This is a genomic window from Gemmiger formicilis (assembly GCF_016900095.1).
GTDB lineage: Bacteria > Bacillota > Clostridia > Oscillospirales > Ruminococcaceae > Gemmiger > Gemmiger formicilis_A.
This window is the reverse complement of sequence record NZ_JACJJP010000010.1, coordinates 60721-80512: the sequence shown is the minus strand read 5'-3', so window position 1 is coordinate 80512 and position 19792 is coordinate 60721. Positions and strand designations below refer to the sequence as shown.

16 protein-coding genes are annotated in these 19792 nt (G+C 62.4%); 15 read left to right on the top strand and 1 reads right to left on the bottom strand.

Translation table 11 applies throughout. The annotated features are described in order from the left end of the window. Nucleotides 1–11: 11 nt before the first annotated feature. The 7 genes from H6B15_RS06675 to H6B15_RS06645 all read left to right on the top strand — a co-directional run bounded on the left by H6B15_RS06675 (nt 12) and on the right by H6B15_RS06645 (nt 10704). Nucleotides 12–2042, top strand: a complete 2031-nt coding sequence (locus H6B15_RS06675) for an ABC transporter ATP-binding protein (RefSeq protein ID WP_204647218.1) — start codon at nt 12–14, stop codon at nt 2040–2042. Nucleotides 2043–2144: 102 nt separating this feature from the next. After that, on the top strand, nt 2145–3485 hold the full coding sequence (locus H6B15_RS06670) for a carboxylesterase family protein (protein ID WP_204647217.1): 1341 nt from the start codon (nt 2145–2147) through the stop codon (nt 3483–3485). After that, on the top strand, nt 3482–5692 hold the full coding sequence (locus tag H6B15_RS06665) for a glycoside hydrolase family 2 protein (protein ID WP_204647216.1): 2211 nt from the start codon (nt 3482–3484) through the stop codon (nt 5690–5692). The genes H6B15_RS06670 and H6B15_RS06665 overlap by 4 nt, the downstream gene beginning before the upstream one ends. A gap of 23 nt (nt 5693–5715) precedes the next feature. Next, a complete protein-coding gene (locus H6B15_RS06660; RefSeq protein WP_204647215.1) occupies nt 5716–7401 on the top strand; it encodes a glycoside hydrolase family 3 protein in 1686 nt (561 codons plus the stop codon). Nucleotides 7402–7426: 25 nt separating this feature from the next. After that, the gene (pgmB, locus tag H6B15_RS06655) at nt 7427–8071 is read left to right on the top strand and encodes a beta-phosphoglucomutase (RefSeq protein WP_204647214.1); all 645 of its coding nucleotides are present in this window, start codon (nt 7427–7429) and stop codon (nt 8069–8071) included. Between the two features lie 36 nt (nt 8072–8107). Further along, nucleotides 8108–9850 (top strand): glycoside hydrolase family 3 protein, encoded by a 1743-nt coding sequence (locus tag H6B15_RS06650; RefSeq protein ID WP_204647213.1) that lies wholly within the window; start codon nt 8108–8110, stop codon nt 9848–9850. A 14-nt stretch (nt 9851–9864) separates the two neighbouring features. Beyond that, nucleotides 9865–10704, top strand: coding sequence for an HAD family hydrolase (locus H6B15_RS06645; protein WP_204647212.1), 840 nt, complete (start codon nt 9865–9867; stop codon nt 10702–10704). A 136-nt stretch (nt 10705–10840) separates the two neighbouring features. On the opposite strand, the gene H6B15_RS06640 is transcribed toward H6B15_RS06645, so the two are convergent. Beyond that, a complete protein-coding gene (locus H6B15_RS06640) occupies nt 10841–12358 on the bottom strand; it encodes a sulfatase-like hydrolase/transferase (protein WP_243424316.1) in 1518 nt (505 codons plus the stop codon). Nucleotides 12359–12495: 137 nt separating this feature from the next. Here H6B15_RS06640 and H6B15_RS06635 point away from each other — a divergent pair, with 137 nt between their 5' ends. The 8 genes from H6B15_RS06635 (at nt 12496) to H6B15_RS06605 (ending at nt 19774) form a co-directional block, all read left to right on the top strand. Then, on the top strand, nt 12496–13647 hold the full coding sequence (locus H6B15_RS06635) for a glycerate kinase family protein (RefSeq protein ID WP_204647210.1): 1152 nt from the start codon (nt 12496–12498) through the stop codon (nt 13645–13647). A 176-nt stretch (nt 13648–13823) separates the two neighbouring features. Beyond that, complete coding sequence (locus tag H6B15_RS06630) at nt 13824–15137, top strand: circularly permuted type 2 ATP-grasp protein (protein WP_204647209.1); 1314 nt, start codon at nt 13824–13826, stop codon at nt 15135–15137. Further along, nucleotides 15119–15796 (top strand): alpha-E domain-containing protein, encoded by a 678-nt coding sequence (locus H6B15_RS06625; protein WP_204647208.1) that lies wholly within the window; start codon nt 15119–15121, stop codon nt 15794–15796. Before H6B15_RS06630 ends, H6B15_RS06625 begins: the two co-directional genes overlap by 19 nt. Further along, entirely contained in the window at nt 15793–16566 is a 774-nt protein-coding gene (locus tag H6B15_RS06620) for a transglutaminase family protein (protein WP_204647207.1), read from the top strand. Before H6B15_RS06625 ends, H6B15_RS06620 begins: the two co-directional genes overlap by 4 nt. Nucleotides 16567–16593: 27 nt before the next feature. Continuing rightward, complete coding sequence (locus tag H6B15_RS06615; RefSeq protein WP_204647206.1) at nt 16594–17514, top strand: M14 family metallopeptidase; 921 nt, start codon at nt 16594–16596, stop codon at nt 17512–17514. Beyond that, nucleotides 17511–18446, top strand: coding sequence for a M14 family metallopeptidase (locus H6B15_RS06610; protein WP_204647205.1), 936 nt, complete (start codon nt 17511–17513; stop codon nt 18444–18446). Before H6B15_RS06615 ends, H6B15_RS06610 begins: the two co-directional genes overlap by 4 nt. Before the next feature lie 222 nt (nt 18447–18668). Continuing rightward, complete coding sequence (locus H6B15_RS15785; protein WP_345941949.1) at nt 18669–18950, top strand: hypothetical protein; 282 nt, start codon at nt 18669–18671, stop codon at nt 18948–18950. Then, the gene (locus H6B15_RS06605; protein ID WP_345941948.1) at nt 18947–19774 is read left to right on the top strand and encodes a phosphotransferase enzyme family protein; all 828 of its coding nucleotides are present in this window, start codon (nt 18947–18949) and stop codon (nt 19772–19774) included. The genes H6B15_RS15785 and H6B15_RS06605 overlap by 4 nt, the downstream gene beginning before the upstream one ends. Nucleotides 19775–19792: the final 18 nt, after the last annotated feature.

The window sequence follows — 19792 nt, the reverse complement described above, 5'->3', positions numbered from 1 at the left end:
GGAGGTACATGATGGAAAAGAAAGAACTGTTGGTGGAGGCCAAAAATATCGTCACCACCTTCCCCTTTGACAAAGGTACCCGGACCAAGGCCGTGGATGGCGTTTCCTTTGAGCTGCGCCGCGGCGAAATCGTCGGTCTGGTGGGCGAATCCGGCAGCGGCAAGTCGGTCACGTCCATGAGCATTCTGCAGCTGATCCTTCCTCCGGGCAAGGTCAGCGGCGAAGTTCACGTGGAAGGCATCGAGGGCAACGCCCTGGACTACGGGCCGGAATCCGAACAGGCCCGGGCCATCCGCGGCGGCAAGATCGGCATGATCTTCCAGGAGCCCATGACCAGCCTGAACCCCATCCTGACGGTGGGGTACCAGATTTCCGAAAACATCATGACTCACCTGAAGGTGGATAAGGCCGAAGCCAAGCGCCAGGCCATTGCTATGATGGAAAAGGTGGGCATTGCCAACCCGGAAATCCGCTACAACCAGTACCCGCTGGAATTTTCCGGCGGTATGCGCCAGCGCATCATGATCGCCATGGTGCTGGCGGCCAAGCCGGAAGTCCTCATTGCGGACGAAGCCACCACCGCCCTGGACGTGACCACCCAGGCACAGATCCTGGAACTGATCCAGCGCCTGACCAAGGAAGAGGATGTGTCGGTCATCATCGTGACCCACAACCTGGGCCTGGTGGCCCGGTATGCCGACCGCATCTATGTCATGTACGGTGGCAACATTGTGGAATCCGGCGACAAGTACACCCTGTTTGAAAATCCCTCTCACCCCTATACCCGCGGTCTTCTGGCCGCCGTGCCCCGGCTGGATGATCCCAAGGACCGCAAGCTGGTTCCCATCGAGGGTATGCCGCCAAACCCGGCCGAAATGCCCACCTATTGCAAGTTCTACGCCCGCTGCCCCTTCCGGGAAGACCGCTGCAAGGAAAAGCTCTGCGACTTGCGGGCCGAGCCGGAAAAGGACCACTATGTCCGCTGCTACCTGACCCGGGAAGAAATCGAGGCCAAGCACCGGGCCATGGGGGAGCAGAGCCAGGCGGCGGCCGCCAAACAGATTTCCGACGAAGTCTGCCTGGAAGTGGACCATCTGCGCATGAGTTTCCCGCTGTACCGCGGCATGATGAAGCGCAAGATCGGTGAAGTACACGCGGTACAGGATGTGAGCTTCTACGTCCGCACCGGCGAGACCCTGGGCATTGTGGGTGAATCCGGCTGCGGCAAATCCACCCTGGCCAAGTGCATCATGCGGGCCCTGACCCCCGCCGAAGGCAAGATCCTGTACAAGGGCACCGACATTGCCCACATGAAGGAACACGACCTGAAACCCATCCGTTCCAAGATTACCATGATCTTCCAGGATCCCTTCTCCTCCCTGGACCCCCGTCAGACGGCGGAATCCATCGTGGGCGAGCCCCTCAAGATCAACCATCTGGTCCACTCCAAGGCGGAATACGATGCCCGCATCGACGAACTGTTCTCCCTTGTGGGCTTGAACCCCGCTTACCGCACCCGCGTTCCCCGGGAATTTTCCGGCGGTCAGCGCCAGCGCCTGGGCATTGCCCGCGCTCTGGCTTCTAATCCGGACGTGATCATCTGTGACGAACCGGTCTCGGCCCTGGACGTCTCGGTGCAGGCGCAGGTCATCAACCTGCTGGAAGACCTGCAGGCCAAACTCCATGTGACCTACCTGTTCATTGCCCATGACCTTTCGGTGGTCAAGCACATCAGCGACCGGGTCATGGTCATGTATCTGGGCCGGGTGATGGAGACGGCCAAGGCGGAAACTCTGTACGAAAATCCGCTGCACCCCTACACCAAAGCCCTGCTTTCGGCGGTGCCCATCTCCGATCCAAAGGTGGAAGCCGGACGCGAACGCATCAAGCTGCTGGGCGAAGTTCCCAGCGTGCTGGAACGTCCCAAAGGCTGCCCCTTCTGCGAGCGCTGCCAGTATGCCACCGACCGGTGCCGCGCGGAAGTTCCCACCCTGCGCGATCACGGCGACGGCCAGGCTGTGGCCTGTTTCCTGTACGAATGACGGTGCCGCCGGCAGGACGGTCTGTCTGAAAGGGCCGGCACGTTCTCTGCGTGCCGGCCCTGTTTTTGGTATTCACACTCCACATAACAAGGAGGTTTTTTCATGATCCGCAATCATCTGTGCCAGACACCCTGCGGCCCGGTGCAGGGGATGGCTGCCCAGGCGGGAGTCACGGCCTTCCGCGGCATCCGCTACGCCACCGCCGGCCGCTGGCAGTATCCCTGCGTCACCACCCACTGGGACGGCACCCTCGACGCCACCCGCTTCGGCCCCAACGCCATGCAGATGGCGGCCATGGGCCCGCGCAACAAGGGGGGCAAGCCCTCGTTTTATGAGCATGAATTCCGGGAAGGATTGCCTTACACCTACTCGGAAGACTGCCAGTATCTGAATATCTATGCCCCGGACGACGCCGAACACGCCCCCGTACTGGTGTACATCCACGGCGGAGCCTTTATGGGCGGCTCCGGTTGGGACAAGGTGTTCAACGAGCCTGTCTGGCCGGAACAGGGGGTCATTGCCGTCACCCTCAACTACCGGCTGGGCATCTTTGGTGCGGTCACTCTGCCCGACCTGGCGGCCGAAGCGGGGCACGCGGGCAACTATCAGCTGTACGACCAGCTGGCGGCGCTGCGCTGGGTGCATGACAACATTGCCGCCTTTGGCGGTGACCCGGACAACGTGACCCTCATGGGCCAGAGCGCCGGCGCCCGCAGTGTGCAGATGCTGGCCGGCAGCCCGGCGGCCCGGGGACTGTTCCGCCGGGTGGTCATGTCCAGCGGCGGCGGGGCCCAATCCCACCTGTTCAACGAGATGCCAACCCCTGCCCAGCGGATGGAATTCTGGGAAGACTGGCGTCACAGCCTGGGAAATCCCGATCTGGCCGCTCTGCGGGCCATGACGCCCCAGGCGGTCATGGGCAGCCTGGGCAGTATGTTTGAAAAGCATGGCTTCCCCACAGTGATCAACTACATCTCTCCCGGATTTGATGAAGCGGCATTCCCCGCGCCGGGTACCCCCGGCGCCCTGGCGGGCGGTTGGCTGGATGTGCCCTGCCTGTGCGGTGCCAACAGCGAAGATATCGTCCCCGGCCTGGCCCAGGATGGCGTGCGCTGGGCGGCGTCCCGGCCGCAGACATCCTATGCCTGGTATTTTACCCGTCAGCTGCCGGGGGATGACCATGGTGCCTGGCACAGCGCCGATCTTTGGTACTGGTTCGGTACCCTGGACCACTGTTGGCGTCCCTTCACACCCCAGGATTACAAGCTGCGGGATGTGATGGTGGGGGCACTGCTGGCCTTTGCCAGAACCGGAGACCCCAATGGCCCCGGCCTGCCCCGGTGGGAACCGGCGGCCGCGGCCGGTCAGGCGCTGCGCCTGGATGTAGCGTGCAGCATGGAACCGGTGCCGGAACCGGAAGAACAGAAAGGAGTCATGTTATGAGAACCGTTACGGATTGGAATGAGGGTTGGCGTTTCCGCAAATGCCCGGATGTTCTGCCCGATCCCGCTCTGCCCCTGGAGGGCGAAGCTGTCACGTTGCCCCACACCTGGTATACCGATGATGATTACTATCGTGGCAACGCGGTTTATCAGAAACAATTCTCCCTGACCCCCACCCAGGGCCAGCAGGTATTTGTGCGCTTTCACGGCGTGGACAAAACCTGTGAAGTCTACCTCAATGGCCGGAAAATCGGCGGTCACCGGGGCGGCTATACCATCTTTGCCCTGGAACTGACCGACGGCCTGGCCGCCGACGGCAACAACCTGCTCACCGTACAGGTGAACAACGAGGTGGGGGAGACGGTCAGCCCTCTGTCCGGCGACTTCGCCAGTTTCGGCGGCATCCATCGCAAGGTGGAACTGATCTGCACCGGTGCGGTGCACTTCCCGGTGTGCTATCACGGCACGTCGGGGGTGCTTTTGCGCACAAGGATGGAAGGGAACAAGGGTGTTCTGACGGCCGAAATCCCCGGCGGAGACACCCTGCCCGCCGATGTGCAGGTTTGCTATACCCTGTGTGATCCGGATGGTGCCGAAGTGCTGCGGCAGACCCTTTCCCCGGCAGGCACCGCCCGCCTGGAACTGGGCAACCCCCGGCTGTGGAACGGCCGGAAGGACCCGGCGCTGTATCAGGTGACCGCCGAGCTGGTCCGCCAGGGGGAAACGCTGGATGCTGTTGCTCTCACGGTGGGCTTCCGCCGGTATTCGGTGGACCCGGACAAGGGATTTTTCCTCAACGGTGAACACCTGAAACTGCGGGGTGTGGCCAAACACCAGGATACAGCGGGGGTCTTTTCCGCTGCCGGGGAGGACAACTGGCGCACCGACATCGATCTCATCACCGAGATGGGCGCCAACGCGGTGCGGCTGTCCCACTATCCCCACCCCCAGCGGGTGTACGAGCTGTGCGATGAGCGGGGCCTGGCTGTCTGGGCCGAGATCCCGCTGCTCAAGCTGACCCTCAACGAAGAGCTTTTGCAGAATGCCGCCGATCAGCTGACCGAAATGATTCTGCAGAACCTGCACCATCCCAGCATCTTCTTCTGGGGGCTGCAGAATGAGATTGCCATCTTCGGGGATAAACCGTACATGGCCGAGCGGGTGGGCCGTCTGAATGAGCTGGCCCATCGCCTGGATCCCGACCGTCTGACCAGCAGTGCCAACCTTAATGCGGTGGAATGCGACAGCGTCCTCAATCGTGTCACCGACGTCACCGCCTACAATGTCTATTTCGGCTGGTATTACGGCAAAATGCCCGACCACGCCAAGTTCCTGGACGAATTTCACCGGGTCAATCCCGCCATGCCCCTGGCCATTTCGGAATATGGGGCCGACTGCAACCCGGCCTTCCACAGCGACACCCCCCGTGTCAATGACTACACCGAGGAGTTCCAGGCATTGTACCACGAGACCGTCTACCCCTATATGGCCCAGCGGGATTTTGTGTGGGGCAGCTTTGTGTGGAATATGTTCGACTTCGTCTCTGCCATCCGCAACGCGGGCGGTGTGAAATCCCGGAACATCAAGGGCCTGGTCACCTTTGACCGCAAGACCCGCAAGGATGCTTTCTATTACTACAAGGCCTTGTGGTCGGAGGACCCCTTTGTCCACATTGCCCAGCGGCGGTATGTGAACCGGGCGGCCGAGACCATGACGGTGAAGGTGTATTCCAACCAGCCCCAGGTGACCCTGACGGTAAACGGCGAAAGCCGCATGGCTCCGGTGGAAAACGGCAGCGCCTGCTTCGCCAGTGTGCCCCTGCAGAACGGGGAAAATCGGGTCACCGCCCAGGCCGGCGCCTGCACCGACAGCGCGGTGTTCTGCCGGGTGGCGGAGCCGGATGCCGCTTATGTGTACGTGGACCAGGACCCGGGTCTGAACGTGCGAAACTGGTTTGTGGATGAGGCCGAGGAAGCCCGCCTCTTCCCGGAAGATGCCTACTCTCTGCGGGACCGTCTTTCCACCCTGCTGGCCAACCCGAAGGCGGCGGCCACCGTGGACACCCTGCAGCCGGTCATCGGCAAGCTGATGCACGAAGCGCCCGATACCTTCACCCTGGAACAGGTTATCCGCCACGAAAAGCCAGATGTGGCCGAGGAGGACATCAAGGCTCTGAACCTGGCCCTGACCGCCATTCCCAAGGTGTGAACAAGAAAGGAGGAAAACAATCTATGATCGATCTGCGCGCAAAGCCCTTTTTTCTGGATGATGAAGCCGTTGCCTGGGTGGAAAGGACCCTGGCGGGCATGACCACGGAAGAGAAGATCGGCCAGTTGTTTGTGCCCATCGGCTATTCCGCCGACCCCGGCTACCTGCAGCATGTCATGCTGGACCATCACATCGGCGGCATCATGTACCGCAGCGGGGAAGGCAAGGAGATGCAGGCCTGCCATCGCTGGCTGCAGGAACACAGCAAGATTCCGCTGCTCATTGCGGCCAACCTGGAAGCGGGCGGGGACGGCATTGCCACCGACGGCACGGCGTTCGGCAAGCAGATGCAGGTGGCAGCCACCGGCGACCCTGCTCAGGCATACCGGCTGGGCAAGATCAGCTGTGCCGAGGGCAAGGCCGTGGGCTGCAACTGGGCCTTTGCCCCGGTGGTGGACATTGACCGCAACTGGCGCAACCCCATCACCAACGTGCGTACCTACGGCAACGACCCGGATATGGTGCTGGCCTGCGGCAAGGAATATCTGCGCGCCGCCCGGGAGGAAAACCTGGCGGTGTCCATCAAACATTTCCCCGGCGACGGCTGTGACGAGGTGGACCAGCACATCCTGGTCAGTGTCAACGACCTTTCCTGCGAAGACTGGGACGCCACCTATGGCAAAATCTATAAAGGGCTCATTGACGCCGGTGCCCTCACCGTCATGGTGGGGCATATTGCCCAGCCCGCCTATCAGAAACACTTCAACCCGGATTTCCCCCAAAAGCTGATTCCGGCCACCCTCTCTCCCGAACTGCTGCAAGGGCTGCTGCGGGGCAAGCTGGGCTTCAACGGCCTCATCTCCACCGACTCCACCTGCATGGTGGGTTTCAACGTGGCCATGCCCCGGCACCGGTCGGTGCCCTATGCCATCGAGGCCGGCTGTGACATGTTCCTGTTCAACAAGGACCTGGATGAAGATTACCAGTATATGCTGGAAGGCTACCGCAGCGGCATCCTCAGTGACGCCCGCCTCACCGAGGCCGTCACCCGCATTCTGGCCACCAAGGCGGCCCTGGGCCTGCACAAGCTGGCGCCCACCGAGATTGTCCCCCCGGAAAAGGACCTGGCGGTACTGCAAAGCTCGCTGCACAGGACCTGGGCGGAGGAATGCGCCGATAAGGCGGTGACTCTGGTCAAGGATACGGCCGGCTATCTCCCCCTTTCCGCTGAAAAGACGCCCCGGGTGCTGCTGGAAGTGCTGGGGGACTATCCTTCCACCCCCCGGGTGCGGGATACCTGGACCCACTGCCTCACCGAAGCGGGCTTCACCGTGATTCCCTATGAAAAGGAAACCTTTGAGACCGCCCGCTTTGATGTGAAAACCTTCCATGACCAGTACGACATGGTTCTCTATATCGGCAACATGGAGAACGCCTCCAACCAGGTGACCAACCGGTACCAGTGGTTCACCTTCTGGGGCAACGGCAACAATTGCCCTTGGTTCACCGCCGAAGTGCCGGTGGTGTATGTGAGTATGGCCAACCCCTATGCCCTGGTGGATGTGCCTCAGATCCAGACCTACATCAACTGCTATTCCAACCACGATGCCATAATCCGGGCCTGTGCCGACAAACTGCTGGGCCGCTCCGCCTTTACGGGCAAGAGTCCCATCGATCCCTTCTGCGGCAAGGAATATCTGCAATATTGAGACCGTGGGAAAGGAGTATGGCACAATGAAATACAAAGGCATAATCTTTGATCTGGACGGGGTCATCTGTTCCACCGATGAATACCATTACCGTGCCTGGAAACAGCTGGCCGACCGCATCGGGGTGCCCTTTGACCGCACGGTGAACAACCGGCTGCGGGGCGTTTCCCGCATGGAAAGCCTGGAAATCATTCTGGAAAAATTCCCGGTTGCGTACAGCGAAGCGGAAAAGCAGGCCATGGCTGCCGAGAAAAACGAGCTCTACCGCACCCTGCTGGCCCAGATGTCGCCCCGGGACCTGAGCGACGAAGTCCGCGAAACACTGGAACGCCTGCGGGCGGCCGGGCTGCGGCTGGCCATCGGTTCTTCCAGCAAAAACACCCCGCTGATCCTGGGGAGCATCGGGCTGGACAACTGGTTCGACGCCGTCAGCGACGGCAACAACATCACCCGTTCCAAGCCGGACCCGGAAGTCTTTCTCAAGGCGGCCGGGATGCTGCAGCTTTCTCCGGCGGATTGCCTGGTGGTGGAGGACGCCCTGTCCGGGGCGCAGGCTGGCCATGCGGGCGGATTTGCGGTGGCCTGCGTGGGGGATGCCGCTGACCACGGGGCCGGAGATTACAACCTGAAAACGTTCCGGGAACTGCTTCAGGTGACCGAAATCGGATAAACACACAAACCGTAGGATATGACAAAGGAGGTTGTTATGGTCGATCTCAAGGCAAAGCCTTTTTATCTCACCGACGAACAGATTGCATGGGTGGAGGATTCCATCGCCGGCATGACCCTGGAAGAAAAAATCGGCCAGCTGTTCATCCTGCTGCAGGCCCAGCCCGGCTTCGGGGAAGGGCAGATCCAGGCCATGCTGGCCCAGTCCCACATGGGCGGTCTGCGGTGGCAGAACGGCGGCGACAAGGCAGCCATCTACAAGCAGCTGTCCACCTTCCAGAAGAACAGCAAGCTGCCGCTGCTCATTGCCGCCAACTGTGACGACGGCGGCAACGGCGCCGCGCCGGAAGGCACTTTTGTGGCCACGGCGGCGGAATGCGGTGCCGGTCAGGGCACCGACAACGCCTATCACCTGGGCCTGGTGGCCGGGCGGGAGGCCAGCGCCGTGGGGGCCAACTGGATGTTCAACCCTGTGGTGGATGTGTACAAGAACTGGCGCAACACCATCGTGAACACCCGCAGCTTCGGCTCCGACCCGGACAAGGTCATCGCCAACGCCCGGGCCTACATCAAGGGCATCAAGGAAGCCAACCCCAACATGGCCTGCACCATCAAACATTTCCCCGGCGACGGTGTGGAGGAGCTGGACCAGCACCTGGTCATGGGGGTGAACAACCTGAGCGTGGAGGACTGGGAAGCCAGCTTCGGCAAGGTCTACCGTACCCTGATCGGGGACGGTGTGGACGCGGTGATGGTGGGCCACATTGCCCTGCCGGAAATGAGCCGCAAGCTGCGCCCCGGCATCCAGGACAAGGATATCATGCCCGCCACCCTGGCTCCCGAACTGCTCACCGACCTGCTGCGGGGGGAACTGGGCTTTAACGGCCTCATCGTCACCGATGCGTCCCACATGGTGGGCATGACCGCCCGGGTCAAGCGGAGCCAGGCGGTGCCCGGGGCCATCATCGCGGGCTGTGATATGTTCCTGTTCGCCAACGACATCGAGGAGGACATCTCCTATGTGCGGGCCGCCTACGACCGGGGCGAACTGACCGAGGAGCGCCTGTCCGACGCCCTGCACCGCATCCTGGGCCTCAAGGCCAAGCTGCACCTCAACGAGCGGCGCATGCCGGAAGAGAGTGCCCTGGACTGCATCGGCTGTGCGGAGCACAAGGCTTATACCGCCCAGGCGGCGGACAGCTGCATCACCCTGGTCAAGGATACCCGCGCCAACCTGCCCATCAACCCCCAGGCCAGGAAGCGGGTGTTCCTGGTGTATGTGGGCACCACCCCCAATTCCAAGGGATACAAGGGCGACCCGGTGAAGCAGGTGCTGGTGGAGGAACTGGAGCGGGCCGGCTTTACGGTGGACCTGTGCCCCAACTTCTACGACCTGGAAGTGAAAAACGGTGTTTCCCCCATGAACTTTGTCAAAATGCTCAGCCACGAAAGCCGTCAGAGCTTTATCGATACCCACGACTGGGCTCTGCTGGTGCTGAACATCAAGGGCTACGCCCAGGAAAACGAAGTGCGGGTGCGCTGGAGCTGCAACCACAGCATGGAACTGCCCTGGTACAATGAGGAGGTGCCCACCGTGGCCATGAGCCTGAACTACACCAACCACCTCATTGACCTACCCCAGATCCACACCTTCATCAACGCCTATGCCCCCAACCGCACCCACATCCGGGCCGCCATCGCCAAGCTCACCGGGCAGAGCCCGTTCCTGGGGCAGGCCGACGAAAGCGTGTTCTGCGGCCGCTGGGACACCCGACTGTGAGGAGAAGGATATCTATGAAAGACTTGCAGCACTTTACCCCCGCCAAGGCCTGGCTGGTCTGCGTGGACAGCGACGGCTGCGCCATGGACACCATGGACATCAAGCATTTCCGGTGTTTCGGACCCTGCATGGTGGAGGAATGGAACCTGCAGAAATGGGAAAAGCCCATTCTGGAACGCTGGAACGAGATCAACCTCTATTCCATGACCCGGGGTGTCAACCGGTTCAAGGGCCTGGCCATGGCCCTGACCGAGATCAACCGCACCTATTGCCCCATCGAAGGAGTGGAGGAGCTGACCGAATGGGTACAATCCGCGCCGGAACTGAGCAACCGGGCGGTGGAGCAGGCGGCGGCCACCGCCAAGGGCCCCTGCCTGGCCAAGGCCCTGTCCTGGTCCCAGAAGGTGAACGCCGCCATCAACGCCCTGCCCGAGAGCGAGAAGAACCCCTTCCCCGGCGCCGCCGAAGGCCTGGAGGCCGCCCACGCCGTGGCGGATGTGGCGGTGGTGTCCAGCGCCAACCGGGAGGCGGTGGAGGAGGAATGGGCCCGCTGCGGCCTGCTGGACAAGGTGGATGTGGTCTGCTGCCAGGACACCGGCAGCAAGGCGGATTGCATTGCCGCCCTGCTGGGCAAGGGTTACGCCCCCGACCATGTGGTGATGGTGGGGGACGCCCCCGGGGACAAGACCGCCGCCGAGAAGAACGGGGTGTGGTTTTATCCCATTCTGGTGCTCCACGAAGCCGAAAGCTGGCGCGAACTGGCGTCAGAAGGTCTGGAGCGTTTCCGCCAAGATGACTTTGCTCCGTATGTGGAAACGAAAGGACAACAGTTCGAACAAAATCTGCAACAATAGCCGCCGAAAACACCGGACGGCAAAAACAGAAAAGGACGATCCTGTCCAAAAGACACAGGATCGTCCTTTTTGCATACGGGCATCAGAAAGAGGAAAACTGCGCGGAAGCTTTCCATGTAGAGCGCGCCGCGCACAGTCATGGCATTCTTTGGGAAGAGGGCGGCGCTTCTTTTTTCCGGCATGCGTGTTCCATGGGCAGACCGGTGGCGTAGTCCAGCTGCCGGGCTTCGTAGTCGTTTTCCGACTGCCGGGTGTACCCGGTGTAGTCCCAGGTGGGGCGAGGGGCATCCTTGCGCCAGGGGCGGCAGTGCCAGTAATACCCCCGGAAAGGGTCCCGCGTGCGGTTCATGTTTTCCAGAATGGCATCGTGCAGCCGGCAGATCTGCTCATAGCAGGCCGGGTCATGGATCCGGTTTACCGTCTCTCCGGGGTCCTGTGCCAGGTCGTAAAATTCATCCTGGGACAGCAGATTCAGGCTCAGCTTGTACCGCCCGTCAAATGCCGCCCGCAGGGGCTGAAATCCGCCGAACCCGTCATGGTCTACCTCGTAGCGGCCGAACTCGAAAAACACAAACTCGTTCACCCGCTCGGTCTCCCCGCGCAGTTGGGGCAGCAGGCTGTGGCCCGCAAACACCGGTGCCGGTTCCAGCCCGAAGAGGTCATACAGGGTGGGGCACAGGTCAATGTGGGAGACCGGCGCCCGGCTCACCGACCCGGGGGCGATGCCCGGTCCCTTGACAAAGAAGGGAATGCGGGTGATCTCATCGTAGGCGGCGGGGCCCTTGCTCATCAGACAGTGGGATTGCAGCATGTCCCCGTGGTCGGAGGTGTAAATCACCGTCACATCCGGCCCGGCGTAGGTTTCCACGGCGTCCAGCACCCGGCCGATCTGGGCATCCACAAAGGAGTTGCATCCGAAATAGTAGGGCAGGCGCACCCGCACCGCGCTGCGGTCCTGAAGCAGACGGTCCCCGGCCCAGACTTTCTGGTAATCGGGCTTATCTTCCAGCGTGTCGGTCACGTTGGAGGGCAGGGGAAAATCAAAGGCCCGGTACGGTTCCCAGTATTGCCGCGGACAGAGATGGGGGCCATGGGGTTCGTCGTAGGAAACACACAGCAGGAAATGGTCCTCCTGTCCGTGCTGCTGCAAAAACCGGATCGCCCGGTCGGTGCAGCGGTAGGCATAGGTGAACTCTGCGGGCACGTCGGAAGTTTCTTCCATGGTGGCGCTGCGGCGGGAAGCCCGGCGCTCCTCGGGGGTCAGCTCTTCCAGATAATTGCGCATGTCGTACCAGTAGTCCGGATCCCAGCCGTCGGGGCAGCGGCCCAGCCCGAAATAGTCCCCGCCATCCAGATGCCACTTGCCCACGTAAGCGGTGCGGACCCCGTGATCCTGCAGACGCCGGCCGATGGTGTGCACATCGGCGGACAGGGCGGCAGAGTTGGTCCAGCTGTTGCAGGAATGGGGATACAGGCCGGTGAACAGGCCGCACCGGGCGGGCTGACACACCGGCTGGGTGGTGTAGGCCCGTGTGAACCGCATACCCCGGGCTGCCAGGCGATCCAGGCTGGGGGTATGCAGACCGGTGGAAACATTGGCGTTGACCATGTCGTACCGCTGGGTGTCGGTCATCAGAAAAACCACTTTAGCCATCAAGCAGGCCCCCTTTCCGGCAGGTTGTTTTGTAAGACCATCATACCACGGGGCCGCACCTTTGGCAAAGACGAATATGGAAATCCGGCACGACCCGCGGTATACTGGAAACAACCCAAGAAAAAGGAGCCTGTTTTATGAAAATCGTGGTTGCTATGGATTCCCTGAAAGGAAGCCTGACCTCCCTGGAAGCCGGCCACGCCGTCCGGGAAGGCGCCCTGCGCGCCGATCTGGCCGCCCGGGTGGCGGTGCGGCCGCTGGCCGACGGCGGCGAAGGCACGGTGGATGCGCTGGTATCCGGCCTGAACGGTACTCGGCGCCGGATAACGGTCACCGGCCCTATGGGAGACCCGGTAGACTGCGCCTACGGCATCCTGCCGGACGGCCGCACTGCTGTGGTGGAAATGTCCGGCGCGGCGGGTCTGCCCCTGGTGGAGCCGGAACGCCGGGACCCCCTGCGGGCCACCACCTATGGGGTAGGGGAGGTCCTGCGGGACGCCATCGTCCAAGGATGCCGCCGGTTTATCGTGGGCATTGGGGGCAGTGCCACCAACGACGGCGGCGTGGGGATGCTCCAGGCCCTGGGCTACGGATTCCTGGACGGGAACGGCCGCCCCATTCCCCGGGGCGCTGCCGGACTGGCAAATCTGTGCACCATCACCGACGACGGGGTCTTGCCGGAGCTGGCCCAATGCGAATTCAAGGTTGCCTGCGATGTGACCAACCCTCTGTGCGGCGAACAGGGCTGCAGTGCGGTGTACGGCCCCCAGAAAGGGGCTGGCCCGGCCGCCATTGCCCGGATGGACAGCTGGCTGGCGCGGTACGCGGCCCTTGCCGCACAACGCTGCCCCGGCAAGGCAGACCCGGACCATCCCGGTGCCGGGGCGGCGGGGGGCATGGGCTTTGCCTTTCTGGCCTTCACCAACGCGGTGCTGGAATCCGGCATCCGTATTGTGCTGGCCGAAACTGGCCTGGCCGACTACATCCGGGAGGCCGATCTGGTGGTCACGGGGGAAGGCCGCCTGGATGGCCAGACCGCCATGGGCAAGGCCCCGGTGGGGGTGGCCCGGCTGGCCAAGGAATACGGCAAACCGGTCATCGCCTTTGCGGGCAGCGTCACCCCCGACGCCGCGGCCTGCAACGAACAGGGCATCGACGCCTTTTTCCCCATTCTGCGCGGCATCTGCACCCTGCAAGAGGCCATGGACCCCGACACCGCCCGCCAAAACCTCGCCGCTGCGTCGGAACAGGCTTTCCGGCTGTGGAGGGCGGCCCGGCGGCAGAACTGACCCGCACAACGACCCCGTTTCCCAAAATCCGTCACCGCTTTTCGTCCCCACGCAATTTTTTCTTGACGGGTTGGGATAAATTCACTATAATAGTAACACGAACAGGACAAGGACGTCTTTGAAAAACGTCCTTGCCCTGTTCTTTTTTAGTTTTGGTAATCGGGATGGTGATTGGAATGGAAGACCTGATCCGCCATGCAGAGCAGATCAACCGCCAGCTGGCCCGCAACGGGGTCAAATTCGGCATTTACAAGAACGGCACCTTTCAGGAACGCCTGTTTCCCTTCGACGCCATTCCCCGGGTCATCACGGCCGGGGAGTGGGATGTGCTGTCCAAGGGGCTGGTACAGCGCGTGCGGGCGCTGAACCTGTTCCTGAAGGACGTGTACGGAGAAAAGCGCATTCTGGCCGACGGCGTCGTGCCCGAAGAATTCGTCTATCGCTCTCCGGGGTATCTAGCCCCCTGCGAAGGCATTCTGCCTCCCGGTGGGGTATACAGCCATATTTCGGGCATTGACCTGGTCAAGGGCAAGGACGGCACCTGGTATGTGCTGGAAGATAACCTGCGCATTCCTTCGGGGGCGTCCTATCCCCTCATTGCCCGGCAGCTCTGCCGCCGCTGTTCGCCGGATACCTTCCGTCACCATGCGGTGATGGACAACCGGGGCTACGGCGATCTGCTGCGCCGCACCATGGACAGCGTGAACACCGGCGGCATCAATGTGGTGTTCACCCCGGGACGATACAACGCGGCCTATTTTGAACACGCCTTCCTGGCCGAACAAACCGGCGCGGTGCTGGCCGAATCGGGGGATCTGTACGTGCGGGACGATGTGCTGTACTACAAGGGCACCCACGAGGACTGCCGGGTGGGCGCCATCTACCGCCGGGTGTCCGACGAGTACATGGATCCCCTGACCTTTGAGCCCAGTTCCCTCATCGGCATCCCCAACCTGATGGCCGCCTACCGGGCGGGGAACGTGGCGGTGCTCAACGCCTTTGGCAACGGCGCCGCCGACGACAAAGGCATCTACTATTTTGTGCCCAAGATGGTCCGCTATTATCTGGGGGAGGAAGCCATCCTGCACAACGCCCCCACCTATCTGCCCTTCTATGAGAAGGACCGGAAATACGTGCTGGACCACCTGGACACCCTGGTCATCAAGGATGTGGCCGAAGCCGGCGGTTATGGCGTGATGTTCGGCAGCAAGCTCAGCCGGGAGGAACTGGACAAGATGCGGGACACCATTCTGGCCCAGCCCCGGCGGTTCATTGCCCAGGAGGTCATCGACTTCGAGGATCTGCCCATCATGGAAGGCACCGAGAAGGTGGAGCGCAAGGCCGACCTGCGCGCCTTCGTGCTGTCCGGCGCCAAGGACACCGTGGCCTGGCCCAGCGGCCTGACCCGGTTTTCCCGCAATCCGGACAGTTTCATCGTCAACTCGTCACAAGGAGGAGGTTTCAAGGATACATGGGTCCTGTCACACTGACCAAACAAAACCGGCTGTTCTGGCTGGGGCGCTATGCGGAGCGCGTATATATGACCGTACAACTTTTGATGAAAACCTACGATACTCTGCTGGACGGGGCGGATTCCGCTGTGGATTACGCCGATATCTGCCGCCGCCTGGGGGTGCAGAATGTCTACCAGAGTGCCGAGGATTTCTGCCGCCGGTATCTCTTTGACGCCGCCGTGCCCGGTTCGGCGCGCGGCTGTATGGACAACCTGCTGGGCAACGGCATGGTGCTGCGGGAGACCATCTCCACCCCCACCCTGGCCTATCTGGAGATGGCCGAAAACGCCATGAACATGGCGGCCCGCAGCGAAGCACCCGCCGTGGAGCTGCAGTGGGTGCTGGACGACATCATGGCTTTCCGGGGCAGCTTTGACGAATCGGTGGACCACGAAGGGGTGCGCAACATTGCCAAGACCGGGGGCATGGTGGAGCGGCTGAGCCTGATGCTGCGCCTGGACCTGGAACCCGAGCGTCTGCGCTGGGAAGCCGGCAAGCTGATGAACCGGCTGTACAAGACCGATCTGACCACCGACCCCGACGCCCTGGGCCGGGTGACCGCCTTCGCCCTGGAAGGGGAGGATGTGCCCAAGGACGAGCTGCTGCGCAGCGTGGAAGGGCTGTTTGTGGTATGAGCCGGACGCTGGAATTTTCCTACGATATCGCCCTGGATTTTGACCGGCCGGTCACCGCCCACAGTTTTGTGCTGCGCTGCCTGCCCGCCGATTTCCCCGGACAGCGGGTGCTGTCCGCCGCCCTGACGCTGGACCCCGCCGTGCCCTACACCGAACAGCGGGACGGCTTCGGCAACCGGCTGCAGATCGGCCGCATCGACGCCCCCCACCGGCAGTTTCACTACCGGGCGGCAGGGCAGGTCCTGCGGGACGACGGGGCAAGACAACCGGAACCCGACCGGCGGATTTTCCGGTATCCGTCCCCGTGCACGGCGCCTTCCGCCGCTCTTCGCGATGCTGCTGCGGCACTGGAGCTGCCCGCCGACGCCCGGGCCAAAGCCTGGGCTCTGCTGGAAGCGGTGGGGCGGCATATGCAGTATACCCCCGGTGTCACCGGGGTGGACACCACCGCTGCCAGGGCTTTTGCGATGGGGCAGGGGGTCTGCCAGGACTACGCCCATGTGTATCTGGCCCTGGCCCGGCTGTGCGGGCTCAGCGCCCGGTATGTGAACGGCCTGCCGGAAGGAGAGGGGGCCAGCCACGCCTGGTGCGAAGTCTGGCTGGACGGCATCTGGACCGGCATCGATCCCACCCAGGCCCGCTGGGCCGACGAAGGGTATATCCGGTTTGGTGTGGGCCGGGATTTCACCGACTGCCCCATGGAGCGGGGTGTCTTTCTGGGAGGAGCCAACCAGTGCCAGACCGTCTTTATGAAGGTCAGCGAACAATAAACCAAGTTTGAAGGAGCATACAAACTCATGATACAGGAAGTGGTACGGGTCCCCCTGGCCGTGGGCGAAGATCTGGTCATCCAGAAACGCCGCATCGGGTCGGGCGGCCCCCGGCTGTGCGTGGTCACCGGCACCCACGGCGACGAGCTGGAAGGCCAGTATGTGGCCTGGCGGCTGAACCGTCTGCTGCAGGATAACCGGGAACACCTGCATGGCACCGTGGACATTTATCCGGCGCTGAACCCTCTGGGCATCAGCACCATGACCCGGGGCATGCCCCTGTGCGACCTGGACATGAACCGGACCTTCCCCGGCGGACGGGACGGCGCCATGTCGGAGCTCATTGCCGCCCGCATCATGGAGGACATCACCGGCGCCGATGCCTGCATCGACATCCACGCCAGCAACATCTTCCTGCGGGAGATTCCCCAGGTGCGCATCAACGTGAACACCGCCGAAAAGCTGGTGCCCCTGGCCAAATACCTGAATATGAACCTGATCTGGATTCACGCCGCGGCCACCGTGCTGGAATCCACCCTGGCCCACAGCCTGAACGCAGCGGGAACCCCCACCCTGGTGGTGGAAATGGGCATCGGGATCCGGATCACCCGTTCCTTCGGGGAGCAGCTGCTCACCGGCATCCTGTCCCTCATGGCACACCTGGGCATGTGGGACGCCCCGGTGGCGCCCATCGCCCCGCCCATCGTCAGCAGCGACGGCGCGGTCTCCTTCGTGAATGCGAATTTCCCCGGCGTCTTTTTCCCCGCGGTGGCCCATGGGGTCCGGGTGGAAAAAGGCCAGGAACTGGGCGTTGTGGCCGACCCTCTCACCGGCGGTATCCGTGAAACGCTGCACAGCCCCGCCACCGGGTTGCTGTTCACCCTGCGGGAATACCCCGTGGTGTATGAGGGTTCGCTGATAGCCCGTGTTTTGGGAGGCAGTGTATGAGAGAGGAAGTATTGTTTACGCTGGATACCCCCTATCGCCAGCCCCTGGCCGTGAAGGGCTGGTTTTTCGGCACGCCGGGGCGCAAGACCCTGGCGGTCATGGGGGCTTTGCGGGGCAACGAAATCCAGCAGATGTACGTCTGTTCCCAGTTGATCCGCCGCCTGGATACCCTGGAACAGGCTGGCGCTTTGGGGCAGGACTGCGGCATTCTGGTCATCCCTTGCGCCAACCAGTTTTCCATGAACGTGGGGCGGCGGTTCTGGGCGGCGGACAACACCGACATCAACCGCATGTTCCCCGGCTACGATGCGGGCGAGACTACCCAGCGCATTGCGGCGCGGATCTTTGCGGCCCTGCAGGGGTACACCTACGGCATCCATGTGACCAGCCTGTATCTGCCGGGACATTGTCTGCCCCATCTGCGCATCATGAAAACCGGCTACCAGAACCCGGAACTGGCCCGGGACTTCGGTCTGCCTTACATTGCGCTGCGGGAACCCCATCCCTACGACACCACCACCCTGAACTACAACTGGCAGATCTGGGACACCCAGACCTTCTCCCTGTACACCCCCGCCACCGACCGCATCGACGTGTCTGCTGCCAGACAGGCGGTGGAAGCGGTGGTGCGGTTCCTGCACACCCGGGGGCTTTGCCAGTGTGAGGTCACCCAGGGGGAGCCGGCCCGCATCTTTGCGGAGGAAACCCTGTGCAACATCCAGCCCGCCCAGGGCGGACTGCTGGTGTACATGACCGAGCTGGGCAACAAGGTGCGGCGCGGCCAGGCCCTGGCCCAGGTGGTGGACCCCTGTTCGGGCGCCATCCGCCAGACCCTGTGTACGCCTGTGGGGGGCCGGGTGTTCTTTGAGCACGAGGCCAGCCTGATCAACGGCCGCGATGTGGCGCTGCGTATCCTGCCGGACGAAGGCTGAACCGCCTTTTTCCGCACATCTCAAAAATCTGCGTCGGTTTCCGGAAACCGGCGCTTTTTTGTCCGCTTTTCGCCCTTTTTCCTTGACAAAGGGCAGGGCGGTGCCGTACCATGGAATCAAAAGAGAGAAAATCCGGATTCGGAGCCCGACGCCCGGCGGCACGGGAAAACGGCGTGCAATGCAGAGGCTTTCGGTATCCACCTGTACAAAGGAGTGTTTTCCATGAAAAACAACGTTGCCTGCCCCGATGTGCTGGCGGCCTGGGATTGGGGCGGCACGGTGACCGATGCCATACCTTACGGGCAAGGGCACATCAACTCCACCTACTGCGTGGAAGTACAAAGACCCGGCGGTGACCGCCGCCGCTACATCCTGCAGAAGATCAACACCGATACCTTCACCGACCCGGACGGCCTGATGGAAAACATCTGCGGTGTCACCGGATACCTGCGCCGCCAGGCAGAGCAGCGGGGGCCGACCCCGCCCGCGTCACCCTGCAGGTGATTCCCACCCGGGCCGGCAGCGCCTATTTCCGGGACGGAGAAAACCGCTGCTGGCGGGTGTATGCCTTTGTGGAGGACACCGTCTGCCTGCAGCAGGTCCAGACACCGGAAGATTTTTACCAGAGCGCCGTGGCCTTCGGCAACTTCCAGAAGCAGCTGGCAGGGTATCCCGCCGCCACCTTGCACGAGACCATCCCGCATTTTCATGACACCCCCCGCCGCTTTGAAAACTTTGAAAAGGCGGTGGAAGCCGATTCTCTGGGCCGTGCCGCCGGCGTGGAGCAGGAAATCGCCTTTGTGCGGGCCCGCCAAAGGGACTGTGCGGTCATGACCGACCTGCTGGCGGCGGGAAAACTGCCGCTGCGGGTGACCCACAACGATACCAAGCTCAACAACATCCTGTTTGACCGCACAACCGGGGAAGGGCTGTGCGTCATCGATCTGGACACGGTCATGCCGGGCCTGGCCGCCAACGATTTCGGGGACTCCATCCGGTTCGGCGCCAACCACAGCGCGGAGGATGAGCCCGACCTCAGCCTGGTCAACTTTGACAGGGAGCTGTTCGAAATCTACGTCAAGGGATTTCTGCAGGCGGCGGGGGATGCCTTCACCCCGCTGGAGAAAGAGACCCTGCCCTGGGGTGCCCGGCTCATGACCCTGGAATGCGGCATGCGGTTCCTCACCGATTATCTGGAAGGGGATCACTATTTCCACACCGCCCGCCCGGGGCAGAACCTGGACCGGGCCCGCACCCAGTTCAAGCTGGTGCAGGACATGGAAGCCTGCTGGGACGAAATGGAAGCGATTGTGGCGCGGTACAGCTGAAAACAAAAAAGACGCAGC